The sequence below is a fragment of the Pseudonocardia halophobica genome, assembly GCF_027922425.1.
GTDB lineage: Bacteria > Actinomycetota > Actinomycetes > Mycobacteriales > Pseudonocardiaceae > Pseudonocardia > Pseudonocardia halophobica.
Window position 1 is genome coordinate 51,398 of sequence record NZ_BSFQ01000005.1, and the last position, 22,199, is coordinate 73,596.

Here is a 22,199-nt window from a genome sequence, read left to right on the forward strand (position 1 = left end):
GGCAACGTCGCCGGTCAGGGGCACCGTGGTGGGAACGGCCCCCGGAGTGACGGGAGGCCGACCGGTGTCGACCGACGAGCGGGAGGCCGTACGCCCCCCCGGGACGACCTCCTGGCGCTGGTCGGGATCCCCGCAGGTGCGCTCGGTCCGCCCCTTCCCGGTCGGCGCGCAACCGCTGCGCGGCATGGCCCATGGAGCCGTGTACTCGCCGACCGACCAGCGCCATCGGCGGGGCAGCTGATGATCGTCCACCGGCGTTCCTCGGGCCGGTGGGGCCAGGGCGAGTGGCCCGACCCGAGCCGAGCGAGGCGGGGCTCAGCTCGGGGTGAACCCGTCCCGGTCGTCGCGCAGGGCCTGCACGAGCTTCTGCAACACGGGGTCCTCGGCGTGCCGCGCCCGGTTCCAGGTGACGCCCACCTCGAACCGCAGGTCCCCGCGCAGCGGCACCGCGGCGAAGCTCGGGTGCAGGAAGACCGACGCGAAGCCCCCGTGGGCGGGGTTCGTGGTCACCGTGACGGCACCGTGGCGCCGGATGTACGCGGCGTACTGCACGTTGTCGAGGGCGCCCATCTGGTGGAAGCGGGTGATGCCCTCCTCGGCCAGCCGGTGATGGTGGCTGTTGACCGCGAGGGGGTGTGGCGTCGGCGGACCGACGACGACGGTGCGCGAGACCAGGTCCTTCATGGTGACCTCGGGCCTGGCGGCCAGCTCGTCGTCCGCGCGCATGGCGACGAAGAACTCGTACGCGCTCAACATCAGCGAGTCCAGTCGGGGGTCGACGACGGGCAGGTGCACCATGGCGACGTCCAGCGCGCCGTCGACCACGTCCGGGACCAGCACGCTGGACAGCCCGATGATGGACTCCACCGACCCGCTGCCCATCACCGACTCGGTGAGATCGAGGAAGCGCTCCGTGAGGCTGGGCGGGATCAGATAGCTGGCTCCGGTGCGCATGACCCGGTCCTGGGCCAGCGCACTCGCCGCGAGCCGAGGGAGCCGGTCGGTCTCCCAGACGATCGTGCGCACGTGCTCGACGATCCGCTCGCCGAGGTGTGTCAGCTGCACGTCGTGGTGCATCCGGACGAACAGGTCCCCGCCCAGCTCCCGCTCCAGGCTCTTGATCATCCGGCTGACGGGGGAGGGGGTCAGGTGGAGACGGGCGGCGGCCTTGCCGAAGTGCAGCTCCTCGGCGACGGCGAGGAAGCACCGGAGCTGCGGGAGATCCATGGTTTCAGCATGGTCCCGGCCGCTGGACCTCGTCAAACGACGACCGCCGCGGCATGCGGGCCGATGTTGTCGAGCCGAACACGAGGACGTGCCCGAATCCGCGATGGCACCGGTGAGCCCCAGGTGTGAGAGTCCAGTCCGGACCTTCCCCCGCCAGAGGAGCAAGCAGAGTGAGTGTCATCGACGCGCGGCATGATGCGGCGCTCCCCGTCGACCCCCCGGACGAGGCCCTGCGGGCCCTGCTCGGTCGGCAGCGGGCGGCGTTCCTGGCCGAGGGCCCGCCCGACCTCGAGACCCGGTTGGACCGCATCGACCGCTTCGTCCTCGCCGTGCTCGAGTCCGCCGAGGACATCACCGCAGCCCTCGATGCCGACTTCGGCTCGCGTCCGCGGGCGGCGAGCCTGACCACCGACGTGGCCGGGCTCATCCCGGTCGCCGCGCTGGTGCGGGAGAACCTCGCCTCCTGGATGCGAGACGAGGAGGTGCCCGGCTCGGCGGAGGCGGGCACACCGACGTTCGTGCAGGTCCGGCCCAAGGGGGTCGTCGGGGTCGTCGGGCCGTGGAACTTCCCGGTCTCCCTGGTCGCCGTGCCCGCGATCGAGGCGCTCGCGGCGGGCAACCGGGTCATGATCAAGGTGTCCGAGGTGCCCGAGCGCACGGCCGAGGTACTCGCTCACGCCGTCGCTCGACGGCTGTCCCCGGACGAGGTCGTCGTGGTGCGGGGTGGGGTGACCACCGCGTCGGCGTTCTCGGCTCTCGAGTTCGACCACCTCATCTTCACCGGGTCCCCGGGTGTGGGCGCGAAGGTGGCGGAGGCTGCGGGGCGCAACCTCGTCCCGGTCACCCTCGAGCTGGGGGGCAAGAACCCGGTGGTGCTCGGGGCCGACGCCGATCTCGACGTCGCGGCCGAGCGGGTGGCCGGGGCCCGGCTGACGAACGGCGGCCAGCTCTGCCTGTGCCCGGACCTCGTGTACGTGCCGAGGGCCCGCTTCGACGACTTCGTCGCCCGGCTCGAGGCCGCCTTCCGTGCGCAGTTCCCCACCTACGCCGAGCACCCCGCGGTCGTCTCGATCGTCGACGAACGCAACTTCGACCGGGTGACCGCGCTCGTGGCGGACGCCGAGGCCAAGGGCGCCGAGGTGCATCGGATCGTGCCTGCCGAGGAACTCGTCCGGCTGCCGGATCGCGCCACCCGGCGGATCGCGCCGACGGTGCTGCTCGGCGTCACGCCGGACATGGACGTCGCGTCCGAGGAGATCTTCGGCCCCGTGATCGCTGTACACCCCTACGACGGTCTCGACGCCGTCATCGACGACCTCAACGGCAGGCCGAGCCCCCTCGCGGCCTACTGGTTCGGTTCCGACGGGCCCGAGTTCCGCCGCTTCCTGGACCGGACGACGTCCGGCGGGGTCAGCCGCAACGATCTGATCCTGCACTGGTCCATCGTCGGCGCGCCGTCGGGCGGCGTGGGCCGCAGCGGCATGGGCGCCTACACGGGGGAGATCGGGTTCCGGGAGTTCAGCCACCTGCGCACGGTGGCGGCCAACACCGGCCCGGAGGGCATGGCCACCCGTCTGGTGGCCTCGACCGACCCGGGCGCGGCGGACGGGTTGGCGGCGGCCATCCACCGGACGGCCCAGGAGATCAGGTCCCGCCTCGGCGAGTGACCACCGACCACGGCTGCATCCAACGAGGGAAGGTGCCGAATGCGTACTGAGGCCGCGATCTCCCGCGGGGCCCACGGGGACTTCACGATCGAGGACGTCGACATCGACGACCCGCGTCCGGACGAGCTGCTGGTGCGGCTCGTCGCCACCGGGGTGTGCCACACCGACCTGCTGTCCCGGATGGCCCCACCCGACGGGGCGCCCGCGGTCCTGGGCCACGAGGGCGCGGGCGTGGTCGAGTCCGTGGGAGCGGAGGTCGACGGGTTCCGGGCGGGCGACAAGGTCCTGCTCAGCTACGCCCACTGCGGGCGGTGTCGACGCTGCGCCGCCGGTCGTCCGGCGTACTGTGCCGAGTTCGGGGCACTGAACAGTGGGGGCACCAGGCCGGACGGCAGCTCGACGCTGTCGCAGGCGGGCGCCCCGGTCTGGTCGTCGTTCTTCGGGCAGTCGAGCTTCGCCCGGCACGCCATCGTGTCCCCGCGCAACGCGGTGGTCGTATCCCCGGACACCGACCTCGTCACCGCGGCGCCCATGGGGTGCGGGTTCCAGACGGGCGCGGGCACCGTCGTCAACGTCATGCGTCCGGACCCGGGCAGCAGCCTGGTGGTGTTCGGCACCGGCGGGGTGGGCGTCGCGGCGGTGATGGCCGCCCGCGCGCTGGACGTCGAGACGGTCGTCGCCGTCGACCTCTCCGAGGAACGCCGCGCCGTGGCGACCAAAGTCGGCGCGACCGCGACCGTCGACGGTGCCGCACCGGACGTCGTCGAGCGGCTCCGGGACCTGACGGGCGGCGGGGCCGGATACGTGCTGGACACGACCGCGGTGCCCAGCGCGATCGGGAACGCCTTCCGCGCGCTCGGACCGCTCGGCACGCTCGTCCTCGTGGGCATCGGTGCGCCGGAGATCGGCCTCGACACCCTCGACCTGATCGGATCGGGCAAGTCCGTCCGCGGCAGCATCGAGGGGGACTCGGTGTCCGCCGAGCTCATCCCGCGGCTGCTGGCCTGGCAGGCAGCCGGGCGTTTTCCGGTCGACGAAGTCGTCACCCGCTTCCCCTTCGAGCACATCAACCATGCCGTCGAGGTCGCGTCGGGGGCGGTCGTCAAGCCCGTCCTCACCTTCTGACCTCCTCAGACGCCGGTCTCGCGGCCGGGCAGGGAGCCCGCATGTCCCGCACAGCCCTCGCTCGGCCGACCGGCTGGTCTGAGCCGCACCCGGCCCCGGCGGTCCGACGCGTGACGAGCCTGGTCGTCGTGTCACCCTCGCCCCTGGTCCGCGCGGGTCTGCGGGCGCTCGCCCGTCAGCACGACGACCTGACCGTTCTCGCCGAGGCCGGGTCGGCACGCACGGTGGCGGACCTCGTTCGGGAGTTGCGGCCGGACGTCGTGCTCGTGGACATGACCCGTGAGGTGGCGGAGCCCCTCGGGCGAGACGACCTGACCGAGTGGGTCGACGCTCGACCGCGGACGCCGGTGCTCGTCCTGCCGGGGGCCGGTGGGGGAGCGTCCGCGGACGACCTCGTCGCGCTGGGAGCGGCGGGCTTCGTCGCGCGGGACGAGGATCTCGCCGCCGTGCTCGCCGCCGTCCGGTCCGTGCGCACGAACCCCGGGCACCTGGTCACGGGTGCCGGGTCGGGGAGTCGACCCCAGAGGCCGCGGTCGCTGCGGCTCACGACCCGAGAGCAGGAGGTGCTCCGGCTCGTTGCGCGGGGTCTCACCAACCGCGAGATCGCGCACCTGCTGCACATCGGTGAGACCACCGCCAAGTTCCATGTGCGGGGCCTCATGACCAAGCTGGGCGCCCGGCGTCGCACCGATGCCGTCTCCGTGGCCTTCCGGGAAGCCCTGCTCTGACACCTCGCCACGCCCGTTGTCCATAAGACCGCCGGTATGTTAATCTCTCCGCGAAACGGACCGGTGGTCTTTACAGGCCTACGGCCTGTTGGTCTTCGGGCGACGGAGGATGCATGACACCACTGGGCAGCTGTCACGACAGGTTTCACGGCGTGCGAGACGAATTCGCGCGCCTGCTCGACACCGACGAGGTCGGGGCGTCGGTCGCGGTCGACCTCGACGGGGAAACCGTCGTCGACCTCTGGGGCGGGCACCGCGACGAGGGACGGACCACGCCCTGGACCCGGGACACCATCGTATCGGTCTTCTCCAGCAGCAAGCCGGTCACCGCGTTGGCCATCCTGGTCCTGGTCGACCGCGGACTGCTGGATCTCGACGCGCCCGTCGCCGCGTACTGGCCCGAGTTCGCCGCCGCGGGCAAGGAGGGCGTGCTGGTCCGACACCTGATGGGCCACACCTCGGGTCTGTCGGGGTGGGAGCAGCCGGTCACGATGGAGGACCTCTACGACCACGAGAGCGCCGTGGCCCGGCTGGCCGCCCAGACCCCCTGGTGGACGCCGGGGAGTGCGGCCGGCTACCACGCGCTCACACAGGGGCACCTGCTCGGCGAGCTGGTGCGGCGGGTGGACGGGCGGACGCTGGGGCGGTTCATCGCCGACGAGCTCGCCACGCCGCTCAAGGCGGACGTCCAGCTGGGCGTGCGGAGGGAGGACGACGACCGCGTCGCTCCCGTCGTGCTGCCGCCGGCGATCGAGCTGGACACCTCCGGGATCGACCCGGCGGGCATCCCCTTCCGCACGATGACCGGACCGCTGCCGCGGGCGGAGCTGGCGAACACCGAGGGCTGGCGCCGCGCGGAGGTGGGCGCGGCCAACGTCCACACCAACGCCCGCGGGCTCGTCGACCTGATGCGCGTGATCACCCTCGGCGGCGCGGCCGGGGGCGAGCGACTGCTGTCCGAAGCGACCGTGGATCGCGTTTTTGAGGTGCAGGCCGACGGCGTCGATCTGGTCAACGGGGTGCACGTGAGATGGGGCACGGGGTTCGGGCTCACCCCGAACGACGCCTTCCCCTCCGTCCCGACGGGCAGGGTGTGCTGGTGGGGCGGATGGGGAGGCTCGGTGATCGTGATGGATCAGAGCCGCGCGCTGACCGTCTCGTACACCCCGAACCGCATGGCGGCGGGCAGTGGCGTCCTGACCTTCGAGCGGACCAAACGCTACCTGGACGCCGTCTATTCGGCGTTGTAGGCCGAGCACGGTCTCGTGCTCGGCGTCCGGCGGAGGGTGGGTTTGTAAGGTGAGGACCGTGGACTTCCAGCGGGCGCGGAGCGAAGAGCAGCGCAACGAGCGCCGGCGCTCGATCCTCGCCACCACGGCCTCGATGCTGACGGAGATGCCGGTCGCCGAGCTGAGCCTGAACGAGCTGAGCCGACGGGTCGGCCTCGCGAAGTCGAACGTGCTTCGCTACTTCGAGTCCCGGGAGGCGATCCTGCTCGAGCTGCTCGACGCGGAGCTCAGGGACTGGGTCGACGAGATCGCCCGAGCGGCCGTCCCCGAGGAGTCGGAGCCGGGAGCCCGAGCAACCCGTTTCGCCCGACTCGTGGCCGACTCGCTGGCGACCCGTCCCGTGCTGTGTGATCTCGTCAGTGCTCAGGCCGCCGTGCTCGAGCGCAACATCTCCACTGAGGTGGCCCTCCATCACAAGCGGACCACCGCGGTGTCCGCGAACGTGCTCGTCGAGGCCATCAGACGGCATGTGGACCTGGAACCGGACGTCGCGTATCGGTTGCTGGCCTATACGCTCCTCATGACCAGCGCGGCGTGGCCGCAGAGCCAGCCGTCCGAGGCGGTGTGCGCGGCGTACGCCGCCGATCCCGAGATCGCCGCCACCCAGATGGACTTCGCCGACGCTCTCGCCGACTTCGTGGTGGTGACCATCGCCGGGTTGTCGGCAGGGCGGACCCGTCCGGCCTGACTCGCGTCAGGCCGACGAGGCGCTCCGCGTGCATCCGACGCCGAAGCGACGCCGAACCGCGTCGCCGACGAACTCGACCGCCGCGTCGTTCCCGGGTAGCCCGATGATGGTGAAGAAGCCGTGGATCTGGCCCGCGAACCGGCGGAAGTCGACCGGGACGCCCGCCTCCCGCAGGCGGTCGGCGTAGGCCTCGCCCTCGTCCCGGAGCACGTCGTGTTCGGCGGTGATCACCACGGCCGGCGGGAGCCCACCGAGGTCCCGCTCACGCAAGGGAGCGGCATGGGGCGAGCGGCGGGTGGCCGGGTCCGGGCAGTAGTGGTCCCAGAACCACATCATCAGGTCGCGGTCGACGATCAGGTTGTTCTCCGCCGCGAGGTAGCTCGCGGTCGTGAACTCCGCGTCGAGCACCGGGTACGCCAGAACCTGCAGGTCGATACTCGGTCCGGAGCGTTCCCGGGCCAGCAGGGCCACCGCCGCGGCCAGGTTGCCGCCCGCGCTGTCCCCACCCACCGCGAGCGGCACGCGGCGCCCGGCGAGCTCGACGAGGCGGGCCTCGGCCCACCGCGTCGCCGCGTAGGCGTCCTCGACCGCCGTCGGGAAGGGGTGCTCCGGGGCCAGCCGGTAGTCGACCAGCACGACGGCGCAGTTCGTCGCGGCGGCCACGGTCCGGGCGTGCAGGTCGAAGTGGTCGATCGCGCCCAGGACCCAGCCGCCGCCGTGAAGGTAGACGAGGACACCGTCCACCTCCTCGCCCGGGACGAGGGTCCGGGCGGCTATCGAGCCCCCCTCGACCGGGATGCGGTGCTCGCCGACCGCGGCCATCTCCACCGTGGGCACCGGGCCCAGGACGGTCACGCCCACGGTGGCTCGGGCCTGGACGGGGCTCAGTGTGCGGATCGGGGGTGCCCCGGCGGCGGTGAACTGGGCGACCAGGGCCGCCGACGCCTCGTCCAGGCTCATCTGTGCTGCCTCTCCACTCGCCGGAGCACGTCCGTCAGTGTCGGTGCTCGAGAACGCCGCGGATGATGGTGCCCGCTGCCTGGTCGTCGTAGGCTTCCTGCACCTGGTCCACGGTGTAGCGCTTCGAGATCAGCTTCTCGACCTCGAGCTTGCCCTCGCGGTACAGCCGGATCAGCTTGGGGATGTCGTGGCGGACGTTGCAGTTGCCGACCAAGGCGCCGATCAGGCTGTAGCCGTAGGAGGTGACCATCGTGCCGGAGAGGTTGATGGTGATCTCCTGGGGGTCGTCCGCCACCCCGGTGAGGACGATGCGCCCGCCCTTGCCGGTCACCGCCACCGCGTCGTCGATCACGTCCGAGGTCACCACTCCGGCGGTGACGATCGTCGCGTCGGCGCCGGTGCCCGCCGTCAGCGTGCGGGCCAGGTCGGCCGCCTCGTCCACCGTCGACGCGGTGTGCGTGGCGCCCAGCGTCGTGGCGAACTCCCGCCTGCTCTCCACCGGGTCGAGGGCGACGATGTGGCTCGCCCCGGCGAGCGCGGCGCCCTGCACCGCGTTGATGCCGACGCCGCCCACGCCGACGACGACCACGGTCTCGCCCGCCCGCGCGCCCGCCGCGTAGACCGCCGACCCCCAGCCCGTCGGGACACCGCAGCTCAGGAGAGCCGCGACGTCGAAGGGCACGTCCTTGGGCATGACGATCAGCGACTCCTGCGGAGTCACCATGTGGTCCGCGAACGTGCCCAGCAGGCAGAACCCGCCGAAGCCCTCGGAGCCGAGGGTGTAGCGGAACGTCCCGTCGAACAGGGCCCCGGTCGCGACGGTCTCGCCGAGGTCGCAGAGGAACGAGCGGCCGTTGGTGCAGTATCGGCACCGCCCGCAGCTCGGCACGACCGAGGGCAGCACGTGGTCGCCGGCCTTGATGTGGGTGACACCCGCACCGACGGCCTCGACGACGCCTGCGCCCTCGTGACCACCGACGATCGGGTAGCGCGAGCCCGCGTGGCGCAGGTGGTCGTCGGAGTGGCAGAGCCCGGCGACCTCGACGCGGACGAGCACCTCGCCCTCCTTGGGGTCGGCGAGGTCGAGCGTGGCGGTCTCCCAGCTCTTGCCGGGTGCGGTGAGAATGCTTGCCTGTACCTGCACGTGCTCCTCCAGGAGGTCGAGGTCGGTGTTTATCGGGCGGGGGAGTGGACGAACCCGCGGTAGCCGTCGGCCGCCACGGAGTCGCAGATCTCGCGGAAGGACGGGATGCCGGCGCAGTAGGGGAGGAACTGCCGGGGCTTGCCCTCGATGTTGGCGCCGAGGTACCAGGAGTCGGCCTGCGGGTAGACGGTCTCGTGGGCGAGCGCGTCGACACGCTTCGCCCACTCCTCCTCGGCGGCCTGATCGGCCTCGGTGGCGGCGATGCCGCCCTCGTCGAGGGTTCGCAGGTAGTCGACCAGCCAGTCGACGTGCTGCTCGATCGACGCGATGACGTTCGCCAGCACCGAGGGGCTACCCGGGCCGGTCAGGGTGAACAGGTTGGGGAACCCGGCGACGGCGATGCCGAGGTAGGCGCGGGCACCCGAGCTCCACTTGTCCCGCAGGCTCAGCCCGTCCACGCCGCGGACGTCGATCCGGGACAGCGGACCGGTCATCGCGTCGTACCCGGTGGCGAAGACGATCACATCCGCCGGGACCTCGGTGTCTCCGACGAGGACGCCGTCCTGCGTGATCCGCCGGATCGGCGTCGTCCGCACGTCCACCAGGGTGACGTTCTCGCGGTTGAAGGTCTCGTAGTAGTCCGTGTCGGTGCAGATCCGCTTGGAGCCGATCGGGTGCGACGTGGGGCAGAGGCGCTCGGCCACCTCGGGGTCCCGCACGGTCTCCCGGATCCGGTCTCGGACGAACTCGGCGGCCACCGCGTTGGCCTCGAGGTCGGTCATGGTGTCCTCGAAGACCCACATGAAGTTCGAGCCGCCGGCCGCCCAGCGCTCGCGCATCGACTCCTCGCGCTGCTCCGGAGTGAGGTCGTAGGCCTTGCCGGGAGGGGGCGCGACGGCGACACCGCCGGGCGAGGCCCACGACTCGGACCGGATCTGCGGGTAGCGGCTCTTGTAGTCGGCGACGTCCGACGGCTCGTGCAGCCGGTTGCGCGCCGGGACGGTGAAGTTCGGGGTGCGCTGAAGGACGGTGAGATGGGCCGCCACCTTGGCGATCTCCGGTATGACCTGGATGCCGGAGCTGCCGGTCCCGATGACGGCGACCCGACGACCGATGAGGTCCACCGGCTCGTGCGGCCACTGGCCGGTGTGCAGCACGTCGCCGCGGAAGTCGGCGAGCCCGGCGATGTCGGGCAGGTTGGCCGCCGACAGGCACCCGGCGGCGCTGACCAGGTAGCGGCAGGCGAGCACGTCGCCGTCGGAGGTGTGCACCGTCCAGGTGGTGCTCGCGGGGTCCCAGGTCGCGGCGGTCACCGTCGTCCCGAAGCGGATGTCCTTGCGCAGGTCGTAGCGGGCGGCCACGTGCTGTGCGTAGGCGAGGATCTCCGGCTGCGCGGAGTACCGCTCCGACCAGGTCCACTCCTGGTCGAGCTCGGGGTCGAAGGTGTAGCTGTAGTAGATGCTCTCGGCGTCGCAGCGGGCGCCCGGGTAGCGGTTCCAGTACCAGGTCCCGCCGACGTCGTCGCCGGCCTCGACCACGACGACGTCCAGGGCGAGATCGTCCCGAAGGCGCTTGAGCGCGTACATGCCGGCGAACCCGGCTCCGATGACGACGGCGTCTCGGGCCGTTCCGGACGTGCTCATCCAGTGCCTCCCAGTTCCATGGGCCTCGGGGGCGGCCGGTAGGGCCGCCGAGGGCGAGGTTCGGCGTCATGGACGGCGAGGACACGCTGCGGAGCGACCCGGGTTCTCTGACAGGGTGTCCGCGTTCATCACCGTTGACGCGTACAGGGGCGATCCTAGAGTGCCCTGAATTCCCGGACAAGGTGGCGTCGAGGAGGGATCGGCACTCGCTTTACAGACCGGCAGGCTTTTGCGGGTGACCGCAGCAGGGGGTAGTCTCGACCGGGAAGAGACCGCCAGTCTTTACGGCGCCGGGGGGTTCGGGCTCGGACACGCAGTCCGGTTCTCCCCGGCGCACCACGTCGTCGAGAGGTTCTGACATGTCATCGCTGACCGGCAAGGTCGCCATCATCACCGGTGGTGGCAAGGGTACGGGTCTGGGGATCGCCCGCGCGTTCGTCAAGGAGGGCATCGCCGTCGCCATCACCGGCCGGGGTGCGGAGTCGCTCAAGGCCGCCCAGGTCGAGCTGGAGGAGCTCGTCCCCGGAGCACGGGTGCTCACCGTCCAGGCGGACAACAAGGACCACGGCGCCGCGGCGGACGTCGTCTCCCGGACGGTCGCCGAGTTCGGCCGGGTCGACATCCTGATCAACAACGCCCAGGAGTTCCGCACCAACATCGCGTTGGAGGACATGACCTGGGACGACGTCATCTCCACCTACGAGTCCGGGGTCTTCGCCACGTGGCGGTTCATGGTCGCGGCCCTGCCCCACCTCAAGGAGGCCCGGGGCACCATCATCAACATGGGCTCCGGGGCGGGGACGAACTCGATCGCCAAGCACGGTGCGTACGGACCCAACAAGGAGGCCATCCGCGGTCTCTCCCGCATCGCGGCCCGCGAGTGGGGCCCGCACGACATCACCGTCAACGTGATCAACCCCTACGTCGCCTCGGCGGAGTCCGAGCGCGTCGAGCGGGAACAGCCGGAGTTCATCAAGGCCCTCCAGGCCCAGCTGCCGCTCGGCCGGATCGGGGACGCCGAGCTGAACGTGGGCGGTCTCGCCCTGTTCCTCGCCCGCCCCGAGGGCAGGTACCTGACCGGCCTGAGCATCGACGTCGACGGCGGCGGCTCGATCCGCCCCTGACCACGTCACCCATCACCTCGCAACGAACGGACGGAAAAAGTGGAACAGCGCATTCTCGGCGGCACGGGCGTCTCGGTCAGTGTCCTCGGCTTCGGAGCCATGAACCTCGGCGCGTGGGGCAACGTCGACCAGGCCGGGGCGGACACGCTCGTCGGCGAGGCTCTCGACGCGGGGGTCAACCTCTTCGACACCGCGGACATCTACAGCTTCGGGGAGTCGGAGACCCTGCTGGGCAAGGCTCTCGGGAGCCGCCGCGACAAGATCGTCCTCGCCACCAAGGGCCGCAACAGCATCGAGGAGGACCCACTCCACGGCGGGGCCTCGCGCCGCTGGATCGTCCGGGCGGTCGAGGACAGCCTTCGCCGGCTCGGCACCGACTACATCGATCTCTACCAGATCCACCGGCCCGACTGGGCCACGGACCAGGACGAGACGCTCAGTGCGCTCACCGACCTGCAGCGTGCGGGCAAGATCCTGAGCTTCGGCAGCTCCACCTTCCCCGCGCACACCATCGTGCAGGGCCAGTGGATCGCCAAGGAGAACGGCCTGTCGCGCTACACCACCGAGCAGGTGACCTACTCGATCTTCAGTCGGGCGATCGAAGCGGACGTGCTGCCGCTGGCGCAGCAGTACAAGCTGGGCATCCTCGTCTGGAGCCCGCTGGCGAACGGCTGGCTCGCCGGCACGGTCAGGAGGGACCAGCCCATCACGGCGCACCGCTCCAACCTGGCGGGTGCGGACTTCGACCTCTCCGTGCCGGAGAACGCGCGCAAGCTGGACATCGTCGATGAGCTGCGCAAGATCGCTGACGACCTGGGCATCTCGTTGCCCGAGCTCGGACTCGCCTTCGCCAAGTCCCACCCGGCTGTGTCGACGGTCCTGATCGGCCCGCGCACGGTCGAGCACCTGCGCCAGAACCTGAGGTCCGCCGAGATCGTCCTCGACACCGAGACCCTGGACCGGATCGACGCCATCGTCGAGCCAGGCACGGACGTCTCCCCGCGGGATCGCTACCCGGTGCTCCCGCCGAACGTCACCGACCCGCGCCTGCGCCGCATCGGCTGAGCGCCACGGGGCTGTCGCACCCGGGACGCTCTGTGGAGGTTCCTCACCGGTCGCCGGCTCAGTACACGGTTCTCGCCGTCGTGCTGACCGGCGATCGCGCGTCACCGCCGGTGACGGCCCCCTGTCTCTCGGTCGACCGGTGTCTTCTGACCAGGGTCTATCCCGGGGAACGGTTGTGGATCCGTTGACGATGCGTTGTTGGTCAGGGTCCCCGCCGCGTTGTTACCCTCCCTGATTGAGTGGCCTCGAAGGGATGGCGTGTCAATGACGAAGCGCAGCGCCCGCTGGGCGACGTGGAACGAGATCGACTCGCTCGACGTCGAGAAGGACTACCTCCGCATCCTCGGCATCTTCCAGAGGGACTTCCGGCTGGCCCGTCGGTGGTCCGCCACAGCGGAGAGCCTCGGCGTCACCTACGCCCTGCCCACGATGAGCCGGATCCTCATCCAGGGTGACCTGTACCCGGTCGAGAAGATCGGGAAGCGGGTGGCCGACACCGGGATCATCACCGCGGCCATGTACACCCACGGTTTCGGGCCGGGGGAAGGTCGCGAGGCGTTGCGCCGCATGAACCAGATGCACAAGATGTACCCGATCCTCGCCGAGGACTTCACGTTCGAGTCCTGCGCCGAGGCCGTCCTCCTCGTCCGTGCGGCGGAGCGGTTCGGCTGGCGGCCCGTGCACGAGAAGGAACGTCAGGCGTACGCCACCTACGTCCACGTGCGCGCCGGGTTCATGCACATCCAGGGTGTGCCCCGTACCTTCGAGGCCCAGGCGCGGCTGTTCGACCGCTACGTCGACGACAACGCCCGGTTCGAGCCGCAGAACCAGCTGCTCTTCAGCGCCCTGGAGACGTTCGTGCTCGGACGGGCGAAGACCCCCGTGCATCGGATGCTCCTGCGTGGCTGGTTCCGCTCGAGTGCCGACCCGCGGATCCTGCGAGCCGTGGGCGTCCCGGTTCCGCCCCGCCCGGTGGCAGCCGCGTTCAACGCTCTCTGGCGGCTGGTCGTCGCCCTGCGCGGACCCGCGGACGCGAGGTCGGACGCGCCGAGCCCGCTCGTCGCCGCCCACTATCCCGACGGGTACGACATCACCGAGGTCGGGACCTTCACCCCCGGCTCGTGCCCCTTCCCCCACGCGTCCCGGGACAACCCGGCCACCGGGCCCGCATCCGCCCTCGGATCCGCCCGACCCGCGGACCGGCACCTGGCCATCTGACCGGAGTCCGTCCGGCCGGCGCCGCTCGCGATGGCCCCGCGTGCCACGCCGCCACGGGCCCGCAAGACGGGAGGGCGGGCGGCCTCGCCGACTCGGCCTCCCCGGCTCCGCAGACCTCCACACACGACGCTCCGCACGTGCGCCTCGCGACCGCGATCCTGCCGACCGAGCGATCAGATCGGTCCTGCCCTCACACTCCAGAGGGTCGCCGACCGACACCATCCGCCCTAGCGCCGAGAGGATTTCCCATGCTCGCCTGGTCGCGAGGTTTCTACGGCTACTACAACCTCGCCTTCGTCACCATCGTCAACGCCCTCATGCAGGGTGCGTTCTACACCGTCGGCATCAACGGCCCGATGATGGCTCGGGAGTTCGGCTGGTCGGCGACCGAGTACGGCGCCGCCTCGACCGTCTACCTGATCGCCATCGGGGTGTCGTCGCTGTTGGCGGGTGTGCTGATCCCCAGGGTCGGTGCGCGCAGGCTGATGGTCTGGATCAGCCCGCTCGCCCCGATCGCCCTGTTCGGGATGTCGTTCGTGACGGAGCCCTGGCACTTGTCCGCCTGGACCGCCGTACTCGGCTTCAGCAACGGACTGGGCATCGCCGTCGCAGGCCCGCTCATCGCCGCCAACTGGTTGAGCAAGCGCCGCGGCCTCGGCATCGCGATAGTGATCGCGTCCTCGCAAATCCTCGCCATCGTCTGGTCGCAGCTGACCGTCGCGCTCACGGGCGTGGTGGACTCGTGGCGGCAGATCGCACAGATCGAGGCCGCGATCGTGCTGGTGGCGCCCCTCGTGGCGATCCTCTTCGTCCGAGAGCGGCCAGAGGACCTGGGTCAGTCCGTGGACGGTGTCCCGCTGTCGGAGACGCCCGCCGCGACGACGGGGTCTCGCAGCCTCCGTGTGTTCAAGACCACCGCGGACTGGACGGGGAAGCAGGCTCTGCGCAGCCGCGTCTTCTGGCTGATCACCGTGGCGTGCGGGATCGAGGCGTTCGTCTTCCTGGGCATCACCGCCCACCAGGTCACCATCTTCGAGGCGGGCGGGCTCGACGTCGCCGCCGCGACGACCGCGTTCGGCCTGGTCATCACGATCGGTGGCCTGGGGCGGATCGTCGGGGGCTGGTTCACCGACTACATCGAGCCGCGCTTCATCCTCGCATTCTTCCAGCTGACGCTGGGTGCAGGCATCCTGCTGTTCGCGCTGGCGCACACCTGGCCGGGTGCCCTGTACGTCTACATCGTCACCGTGGGCATCGCGGGCGGCGAGATCTTCCTGCTCGCCACGGTGCTCTTCGTGAACTACTTCGGGCCCAAGGCGTACCCCGCGCTGGCGGGCGTCGCGAACCCCTTGTTCTCGCTGCTGTTCGGTGGTGCGGGGCCGATCGTGGTCGGTTCGCTGTTCGACACCGTCGGCGACTTCGAGCCCGTGCTGATCGGGCTGGGCATCGCGGGGATCGTGGCCTCCGTCGCGTCCTTGGCGGCCCGACCGCCCAAGGCACCCGCCCAGGCGTCCGCCCAGGCGACGGCGGACGCCGGTTCGGCCTGAACCGCCGTCGGCGGTGTGCGGGTCGCCGACTCGCACACCGCCGAACGTAGGCGGGCCCGGCGCCGGGTCAGGATGGCGGGTTGAGGTCCACCGACCGCAGGGCCAGCCGCTCGTCGGCATCCGCCAGCGGCGCCGCGTCGTACATCGAGAGCAACCGGTGGGTGCGGTGGGCGATGACCCACTCGCCCTCCTCCCGGACGAGGTCGTCGGTGTAGCTGAACGACCGCACGAGAAGGACCAGCTCGCCGCCCCGGCTGCCGAGGAGGTGCGAGCGGCCGAAGGAGAAGGCGGTCGCGGTGTCGCCGTCCACCTCGATCTGGACGTTCGACAGGAAGTACTGCCCGCGGTGCAGGACGTCGATCGGCAGGCCGCCACGGAGCGGCACGTCGAAGTGGGTGGCGAAGACCTCCCGGATCCCGTCCCGGCCCTTCATCCCCGCGAAGTCGGCGCTCTTGGAGAAGCAGGAGGCGACGCCGTCATAGTCCTTGACGGTGAGGCTGTTGCAGTATCTGACCAACACCTCCTGGACGGCGTGATGGTCCAGAAGCTGCTGCAGGGTCGTGGGAGCGTCCGCCATGTCGGATCCTTCGTGATCGGTGACGAGCCGACCCGCATCAGGGTCGGGCCGAGGGGCCGGCGAGACGACACGCGCCGTATCCCTCGGTGACCAGCAGTCGGAACGGGCCATCGGGCGAGTGTCGCATCGAGTGGATCCGCTCTCGGCGCGAGTGTCGTCAGAACCTGTTTTCAGTCTACTCATCATCAGACGTACGGTCGAATATGACGCGGAGAAGCGTCAGCTCAGTTCGATGCCCTTAGCCAGGTCTCTCACACGCAGTCGACGAGATCCATGGACCTACGGCATGCACGACTCACTCCTGGAAGGACCCCCATGTCGATCGAAGGCAGAATCGGCCCGCCACGTTTCGACGGTGCGAACGTGCTGCTCACGGGCGCGGGAAGTGGGATCGGTCGCGCTCTCGCCCTGGAGTTCGCCCAGGCCGGTGCACACGTCGCCGCCACCGACGTGGACGACGAGTCGGCGGCCGAGACTGCACGGGCCGTGCGTGCCGCAGGCGGAGTGGCGCGTTCGTACGCCCTCGACGTGACCGACGACGCCTGGTGGAGCGCGGTGGTGGCGCGGGTCGAGAGGGACCTCGGGCCCATCGACGTCCTGGCCAGCAACGCGGGGAGCAGCAGCAGTCGGCGTGAGCTGACCGAGTTGTCGGTCGAGTACCTCAGGTGGCTGTTCGACGTGAACGTGCTCGGTGCCGTGCGCGGCATCCGGGCCGTCGTGCCCGGGATGCGGGCCCGCGGACGCGGCTCGGTCCTGTTCACCGGGTCGATGGCGGGTCTGTGGGTCGGGCGAGGTGGTGCCGACTACAGCGCCACCAAGCACGCGCTGTTGGCCGTGGCGGACAGCCTTCGCAACGAGGTCGCCGGCGACGGTGTCCGGGTGTCGATTCTCTGCCCGTCGGCGGTGCCGACCCGGCTCGCCGAGACCACGCGCAGCCGGGCGGTCGAGCCCGCTGCTGTTCCGGACCCGACGCGCGCGGCCGAGATGGCGACCCTCGTCGCGGAGACCGGTGGCATGGTATCCGCAGAGGAGGTGGCCCGGATCTCGCTGGAGGGGCTCCGCGACGGGCGGTTCTACATCTTCACCCACGCGGGGTCGGGGACCCGGTTCCTCGAGCGGAGCGCCGAGATCGCCCGCGAGCTCGCCCGGCTGGACCGAGGCTCCGCGGTGGACACCGGGTGAGCCCCTCCCCGAGTGCCGGGGGCCGCGAGGTCCCGGTGAGGACATCCGTGGCTCACCCTGTCGCGACACGGCCGCCTCAGCGTGCGTGGACCCGTCGACGGAGGGCGGGGTCCACCAGCGCGGGAGGCAGGTAACTGAAGTCCATTCTGTCGAACACCGTGCCCGGCGGGACGATGACGTCGATCGCATCGAGCAGGTCCTCGGACAGCTGGACCTCGGCGGACCCGAGCTGGCTCGCGAGCTGCGTGGTCGTCCCGGCCCCGACGATGGCGCTCACCACGGCCGGGTGGGACAGGGTGAAGGCGATCGCCAGGTGGATCAGGCTCAGGCCGCTGTCGGCGGCGAGCGCGGTCAGCGCGGCAAGCGCGTCGTGCTTGCCGCGGTTCTCCGGTCGCGACAGGTCGTACTTGTCGGCCAGGAACAGGCTCGCCCGGGTGTTGGTCATCGCGTCCCCGCCACCCGGCCAGGTGTCGGAGAGCATTCCGCCGGCCAGCGGGCTGAAGGCGAGGACGCCGACGCCGTACTTCTGGGCCGTGGGCATGATCGAGGCCTCGGCGCCGCGATAGAGCAACGAGTGCGGCACCTGGGTGGTGGCGAACCGGCGCGGCCGCGACGGTCGGCCACCCACTCGGCCTCCACGATCTCCGCGCCCGAGAAGGTCGACGTGCCGATGTGCAGGACCTTTCCCTCGCGTACCAGGTCGGTCAGCGCGGAGAGGGTCTCGTCGATGTCCGTGTTCGGCTCGGGCCGATGAACCTGATAGAGGTCCAGGTGGTCGGTCTGCAGCCGACGAAGACTGTTCTCCACGGCTCGCTTGATCCACCGCTTGCTGTTGCCCCCGTCGTTCACCCCCGTCCCGAGGCGATTGTTGACCTTGCTCGTGAGCACCACGTCGTCACGGTGGCCGCGCAGGGCCTTCCCCAGGTAGACCTCGGACTCCTCGTACGCGTCCGCCGTGTCGACGAAGTTGATCCCCGCGTCGAGCGCGGCGTGGACCACCCGAGCCGAGTCTTCGACGTCGAGGTTGCCCCAACGGGTGCCGAGGACACCGCCGCCGAGACACAGTGTGCTGACCGATATTCCGGTGCGTCCCAGGAGTCGGTACTGCATCGTGAGCTCCTCACGTGATGGCCGCCCGAGCGCCGTGCGGCGAGGGCGGTCGTGTCCAGTGCGGCGAGGGGGCGACGGGCGGGGGAGACGGGCTCCCTCGCACGTCACGAGGCGACGATCACCCGTTCCGGTCTGCGGCACCCTCGGGGACCCGCCTCGCGGGGCCGCTCTGCGGTCGCCCGAGCACCCTAACAGACGGCTGGTCTGTAGTATCCCGCCGGCGACGGTGCCTGCCGGAGTCCCGGAGCGGCGGAGGAGAGCGGATATGCGAGCGTGGCGGCTGGATCTGGGCGGGTTCGAGCTGGTCGAGGTACCACGGCCGCGAGTCCCGGCCGAAGGCGTTCTCGTCGAGGTGGCGGCGGCGGGCCTGTGTCACACCGACGTGATGCATCTCGACCTCGGGCCGGCGCATCTGCCGGTCAGCCCGATGACGCTGGGGCACGAGACCGCGGGTCGGATCGTGGAGGTCGGCGCCGCCGTGACCGGTTGGGCGGTCGGTGACCGGGTCGCGGTCCTCGCCTCGGAGCACGGGCCGGGCTCGGCGCGCGACGGCGGTTACGCCGATGCCGTGGTGGCCTACCCCCACGAGCTGGTGGAGGTCCCGGACGAGGTGGACGACGCGACGGCGGCGGTCGCGACCGACGCGGGTGTCACGGCGTACCGGGCGGTGCTGGTCCAGGGACGGGTGCAGGCGGGCATGACCGTCGGGATCATCGGGCTCGGCGGACTCGGCATGATCGGAGCCCGGCTCGCTCACCTGGCGGGGGCGACCGTCTACGGCGCGGACGTGAAGGAGTCCCTGTTCTCGCTGGCGGGTGCGCAGGGTGTGAAGGCCAGTGCGCCGTCTCTCGCCGTGTTCGAGGACGTCTCCTTCGACGTGGTCGTGGACTTCGCCGGTGTCGACACCACCGGTGGAGCCTTTCGCGCCGTGCGCCCCGGTGGGCGGGTGGTGCAGGTGGGGATCGGTCGACCGAGCGCCACCATCGACCTGTTCGACGTGCTCGTCAAGCAGCTCGAGTACGTCGGGTCGAACACGGGCTCGGTCGAGGAACTCGCCGCCTTCCTGCGCCTCGTGGCACGAGGCGAGATCACGCCGGAGATCGAGCGCATCCCGGTGGGGGAGATCGGCGCGGGCCTCGAGCGGCTGCGACGCGGTGAGGTGACCGGTCGCCTGGTAGCCATGCCCTGAGCGCGGCGCATCCTCGGGGAGCGCTGCACGTTGCCGTCGTGGCGGGCGCTTCGACCGGGGGACGGCGACCTGGCCGGGCACATCGGGTGTCCGCGGACCGTTGTGTCTATGACTCAGGACACTCTATAGTCCGATGGCTTCCAGGGCGGCCCGCGCGGGTCGCCGTGAAACGGCCCGCTCGGCCCGGAGTCGAGTGGACCTTCCCCCACTCTCTGGACCAGTCCCGGAGGACCCATGGCAGAGTCGCCACGAACCCGAGATCTCTATGGACAGCTCGACGATGTCCTCGACCGCATGACGCTCAGCGGCGCCCACTACAAGATCCTGGTGCTGGTCGGTGTCGGCCACCTCTTCAACATCTTCGAGCAGCTGAACGTCGCATACGCCGGCCCGATCCTGATCCAGGAATGGGGACTGTCCCAGGCCGCCAACGGCGCCCTGACGACGGCGACCTACCTCGGGATCGCCGTGGGCGGGACCATCGCCGGGATCCTGAGCGACCGATTCGGCCGGCGCCAGGTCTTCATGGCGAACTTCCTGCTCTTCACCCTCGGCGCCCTCGTCGCGGCCTTCGCTCCGAACTACGCGATCCTGTTCCTCGCGCGGATCCTGGTCGGCCTCGGGCTCGGCGGTGAGATCACTCTCGGATTCACCGTGATGGCCGAGATGACGCCGACCCAGCGTCGCGGCGCGATGGTCGCCGCCCTGAACGTCGTCGCCTCGGTCGGGCTGCTCGCCGCGTCGGGTGTGGCGGCTCTGATGTTCGGTCCGCTGCTGGAGTTCTTCGGTGGCAGCTCCTACGCGTGGCGCTGGTACTTCGGCGTCATGGTGCTGCCCGCGTTCGTCTTCCTGTGGCTCCGTCGCTACCTGCCGGAGACACCCCGCTATCTCCTCCGTCGGGGCCGGGTCGCCGAGAGCAACCGGATCCTGACGCTGCTGTCCGGCGGCTCGCTCAAGGGGAGGGCGGACACCGAGGTCAGGGAGTTCATCCAGGGGCCCGAGGGGGTGCCCGCCCGCGAGAACGAGGTCAAGACCCGAGTCCGTGAGCTGTTCGCAGGTGAGGTGCGCCGTCGCACCATCATTGCGGCCCTGCTCTGGATCGGGATGGCCGGCGGGTCGGTCGTCTACTTCATCTCCCTGCCCACCATCCTCGGGCAGCGGGGCGTCTCCGTCGACACGAGCCTGCTCCTGGCCACCATCTCCAACGTCGCTGGTGTGTTCGGGGCGCTCGCGGGAGTCTGGGCCGCCCATCGCTTCGCGCGGCGCGCCGTGTACATCGTCACGATCGGAACCATGCTCGCCGCGGCGCTCGCCATGGCGTCCGTCCCGAACGTCGCGCTCACCCTCACGTTCGCGATCGTCATCTCGTTCATGCTGCAGATCATGGTCGGCAACCACCTCGCCTACATGCCGGAGCTGTTCCCGACGCGTGTCCGGGCGACCGGGGCCGGGCTGACCGCCTCGGTCGGCACGGCCGCCTCGGCACTCGCCCCGCTGGCCGGTGGCGCCTTGGCAGACTCGTTCGGTGTCATGGGCCCGGTCCTGCTGCTCGCGGGACTGTTCGTCGTGATGATCGTGACGGCGTTGTTCGCCCCGGAGACGGCCGGCAAGCACCTGACCGAGATCACCGCCGAGGAGAGCGCTCATCCGGGTCGCGCCTCGACCGTGGCGCAGTAGCGAGCGGTACGCCGCGGCGGCCCGGTCGTGTTCGACCGGGCCGCCGCGGCGGCTTCCGGGCCAGACCCCGACGCCGATGGCGTCGCATGAAGGTGAAGAGCCGAGACGGCCGCCGTCGGGCCATTCGGGTAGGCGCACGCAGCGGAGAGGTTCGAGGATCAATGAGGCTATTCTTTTGTGCATGGCCCAGTCCGTAGCCGCCTCCGTCCCGTTCGAGCCGTCGAACGACGGGCGCAAGCTGGCGGCCCAGGTCGCCGAGCTGCTGGAGAACGAGATCATGGACGCCGGTTGGCCCGTCGGGTTCGTCATGGGCTCCGAGGCCGACCTCATCGCTCGTCTCAGGGTGAGCCGCGCGGTGTTCAGGGAGGCCGTCCGCGTCCTGGAGCACCACGACGTCGCCTACATGAGGCGCGGCCCGGGAGGCGGGCTCGTCGTCAAGGCACCCGACTCGGCCGCGGCGGCGCGGGCGTGCGCGCTCAACCTCGGCTACCACGAGGCGACCTGGGAACAGGTCTTCGAGGCGCGGAGCGCCCTCGAGCTGCGGTGCGTCGAGATCGCGACGCAGCAGATCGACGAGGAGGGGATCGCGAAGCTTCGTGTCGCCCTGGCGGCGGAGGAGGAGGCGCAGTACGCGGGTGAGGTCGGGACGAGCGGGCTGCACCTGATCCTGGCCGAGATCTCGGGGAACCCGGCGTTCATGCTCTTCATCGACGTGCTGACGAAGCTCAGCCGGGGCGGTGGGTCGCCGGACCGCGCACCGGCCGCGGCTCTCGAGGTGAAGAAGGCGCACGCCAAGATCGCTGACGCCGTGATCGCGGGCGACGTCTCGCTCGCCAGGCACCGCATGCAGGTCCACCTCAAGGCGATGGGGCCGTGGCTCGTGCCCGACGGGGCCGGGATCGGCGGCGACTGAGTCGGCTCCGAGGGGGCGGTCGACGCAGCGGCGCCAGCGGGCCGTCGCCGGTCCGGTCCGACGTCGCCGTGACGTGTGCAGGCGCTCCTTGACTTGCGCGAACGTGTTGGTAACCTGAGTGAAAAG

Annotated in this window: 19 protein-coding genes and 1 pseudogene; 13 read left to right on the forward strand and 7 right to left on the reverse strand. The window is 70.7% G+C overall.

Annotation, left to right across the window (positions count from 1 at the left end; translation table 11 throughout):
• Nucleotides 1-315: 315 nt before the first annotated feature.
• Nucleotides 316-1,227 carry a LysR family transcriptional regulator gene (locus tag PKE99_RS08180; protein ID WP_037040917.1) on the reverse strand — a complete coding sequence of 304 codons (912 nt, stop codon included), beginning with the start codon at nucleotides 1,225-1,227 and terminating at the stop codon, nucleotides 316-318.
• A 170-nt stretch (nucleotides 1,228-1,397) separates the two neighbouring features.
• Here PKE99_RS08180 and PKE99_RS08185 point away from each other — a divergent pair, with 170 nt between their 5' ends.
• The 5 genes from PKE99_RS08185 (at nucleotide 1,398) to PKE99_RS08205 (ending at nucleotide 6,724) form a co-directional block, all read left to right on the forward strand.
• Nucleotides 1,398-2,894, forward strand: a complete 1,497-nt coding sequence (locus PKE99_RS08185) for an aldehyde dehydrogenase family protein (RefSeq protein WP_051736784.1) — start codon at nucleotides 1,398-1,400, stop codon at nucleotides 2,892-2,894.
• Nucleotides 2,895-2,933: 39 nt separating this feature from the next.
• Nucleotides 2,934-4,019 (forward strand): NAD(P)-dependent alcohol dehydrogenase, encoded by a 1,086-nt coding sequence (locus PKE99_RS08190; protein ID WP_037040920.1) that lies wholly within the window; start codon nucleotides 2,934-2,936, stop codon nucleotides 4,017-4,019.
• 110 nt (nucleotides 4,020-4,129) lie between these two features.
• Nucleotides 4,130-4,747 (forward strand): response regulator transcription factor, encoded by a 618-nt coding sequence (locus PKE99_RS08195; RefSeq protein ID WP_037040922.1) that lies wholly within the window; start codon nucleotides 4,130-4,132, stop codon nucleotides 4,745-4,747.
• A 152-nt stretch (nucleotides 4,748-4,899) separates the two neighbouring features.
• Complete coding sequence (locus PKE99_RS08200) at nucleotides 4,900-5,997, forward strand: serine hydrolase domain-containing protein (RefSeq protein ID WP_231498043.1); 1,098 nt, start codon at nucleotides 4,900-4,902, stop codon at nucleotides 5,995-5,997.
• A gap of 58 nt (nucleotides 5,998-6,055) precedes the next feature.
• Nucleotides 6,056-6,724, forward strand: a complete 669-nt coding sequence (locus tag PKE99_RS08205) for a TetR/AcrR family transcriptional regulator (protein WP_037040927.1) — start codon at nucleotides 6,056-6,058, stop codon at nucleotides 6,722-6,724.
• A gap of 6 nt (nucleotides 6,725-6,730) precedes the next feature.
• Here PKE99_RS08205 and PKE99_RS08210 read toward each other — a convergent pair whose 3' ends face one another.
• Genes PKE99_RS08210 through PKE99_RS08220 form a run of 3 tightly spaced genes read right to left on the reverse strand, consistent with a single transcriptional unit; the run spans nucleotide 6,731 to nucleotide 10,471 of the window.
• Entirely contained in the window at nucleotides 6,731-7,684 is a 954-nt protein-coding gene (locus PKE99_RS08210) for an alpha/beta hydrolase (RefSeq protein ID WP_051736785.1), read from the reverse strand.
• Between the two features lie 34 nt (nucleotides 7,685-7,718).
• Nucleotides 7,719-8,828: an alcohol dehydrogenase catalytic domain-containing protein gene (locus PKE99_RS08215; protein WP_037040929.1), complete on the reverse strand. Its 1,110-nt coding sequence runs from the start codon at nucleotides 8,826-8,828 to the stop codon at nucleotides 7,719-7,721.
• Between the two features lie 29 nt (nucleotides 8,829-8,857).
• A complete protein-coding gene (locus PKE99_RS08220) occupies nucleotides 8,858-10,471 on the reverse strand; it encodes a flavin-containing monooxygenase (RefSeq protein WP_037040933.1) in 1,614 nt (537 codons plus the stop codon).
• A gap of 359 nt (nucleotides 10,472-10,830) precedes the next feature.
• On the opposite strand from PKE99_RS08220, the gene PKE99_RS08225 reads away from it, so the two are divergent.
• From PKE99_RS08225 to PKE99_RS08240, 4 genes are all read left to right on the forward strand, one after another.
• Nucleotides 10,831-11,595, forward strand: a complete 765-nt coding sequence (locus PKE99_RS08225) for an SDR family NAD(P)-dependent oxidoreductase (RefSeq protein WP_037040936.1) — start codon at nucleotides 10,831-10,833, stop codon at nucleotides 11,593-11,595.
• A 39-nt stretch (nucleotides 11,596-11,634) separates the two neighbouring features.
• On the forward strand, nucleotides 11,635-12,660 hold the full coding sequence (locus tag PKE99_RS08230; protein WP_037040938.1) for an aldo/keto reductase: 1,026 nt from the start codon (nucleotides 11,635-11,637) through the stop codon (nucleotides 12,658-12,660).
• 264 nt (nucleotides 12,661-12,924) lie between these two features.
• Nucleotides 12,925-13,878: an oxygenase MpaB family protein gene (locus PKE99_RS08235; RefSeq protein ID WP_037040940.1), complete on the forward strand. Its 954-nt coding sequence runs from the start codon at nucleotides 12,925-12,927 to the stop codon at nucleotides 13,876-13,878.
• Nucleotides 13,879-14,126: 248 nt separating this feature from the next.
• Nucleotides 14,127-15,425 (forward strand): MFS transporter, encoded by a 1,299-nt coding sequence (locus PKE99_RS08240; protein ID WP_037040942.1) that lies wholly within the window; start codon nucleotides 14,127-14,129, stop codon nucleotides 15,423-15,425.
• A 67-nt stretch (nucleotides 15,426-15,492) separates the two neighbouring features.
• On the opposite strand, the gene PKE99_RS08245 is transcribed toward PKE99_RS08240, so the two are convergent.
• Nucleotides 15,493-16,002 carry a nuclear transport factor 2 family protein gene (locus tag PKE99_RS08245; RefSeq protein WP_037040943.1) on the reverse strand — a complete coding sequence of 170 codons (510 nt, stop codon included), beginning with the start codon at nucleotides 16,000-16,002 and terminating at the stop codon, nucleotides 15,493-15,495.
• A 363-nt stretch (nucleotides 16,003-16,365) separates the two neighbouring features.
• Between PKE99_RS08245 and PKE99_RS08250 the strand changes: the two genes are divergently transcribed.
• Nucleotides 16,366-17,184 (forward strand): SDR family NAD(P)-dependent oxidoreductase, encoded by an 819-nt coding sequence (locus tag PKE99_RS08250; protein ID WP_197040461.1) that lies wholly within the window; start codon nucleotides 16,366-16,368, stop codon nucleotides 17,182-17,184.
• A gap of 76 nt (nucleotides 17,185-17,260) precedes the next feature.
• Here the strand turns inward: PKE99_RS08250 and PKE99_RS38825 are convergent, their stop codons facing one another.
• Nucleotides 17,261-17,812: an aldo/keto reductase gene (locus PKE99_RS38825; RefSeq protein ID WP_306470732.1), complete on the reverse strand. Its 552-nt coding sequence runs from the start codon at nucleotides 17,810-17,812 to the stop codon at nucleotides 17,261-17,263.
• 62 nt (nucleotides 17,813-17,874) lie between these two features.
• Nucleotides 17,875-18,294, reverse strand: a pseudogene (locus PKE99_RS38830) (aldo/keto reductase); the annotation flags it as partial.
• A gap of 265 nt (nucleotides 18,295-18,559) precedes the next feature.
• On the opposite strand from PKE99_RS38830, the gene PKE99_RS08260 reads away from it, so the two are divergent.
• From PKE99_RS08260 to PKE99_RS08270, 3 genes are all read left to right on the forward strand, one after another.
• Entirely contained in the window at nucleotides 18,560-19,483 is a 924-nt protein-coding gene (locus tag PKE99_RS08260) for an alcohol dehydrogenase catalytic domain-containing protein (RefSeq protein ID WP_037040944.1), read from the forward strand.
• 294 nt (nucleotides 19,484-19,777) lie between these two features.
• Nucleotides 19,778-21,160 carry an MFS transporter gene (locus PKE99_RS08265; protein WP_037040945.1) on the forward strand — a complete coding sequence of 461 codons (1,383 nt, stop codon included), beginning with the start codon at nucleotides 19,778-19,780 and terminating at the stop codon, nucleotides 21,158-21,160.
• A 181-nt stretch (nucleotides 21,161-21,341) separates the two neighbouring features.
• On the forward strand, nucleotides 21,342-22,073 hold the full coding sequence (locus tag PKE99_RS08270) for a FadR/GntR family transcriptional regulator (RefSeq protein WP_051736787.1): 732 nt from the start codon (nucleotides 21,342-21,344) through the stop codon (nucleotides 22,071-22,073).
• Nucleotides 22,074-22,199 lie beyond the last annotated feature (126 nt).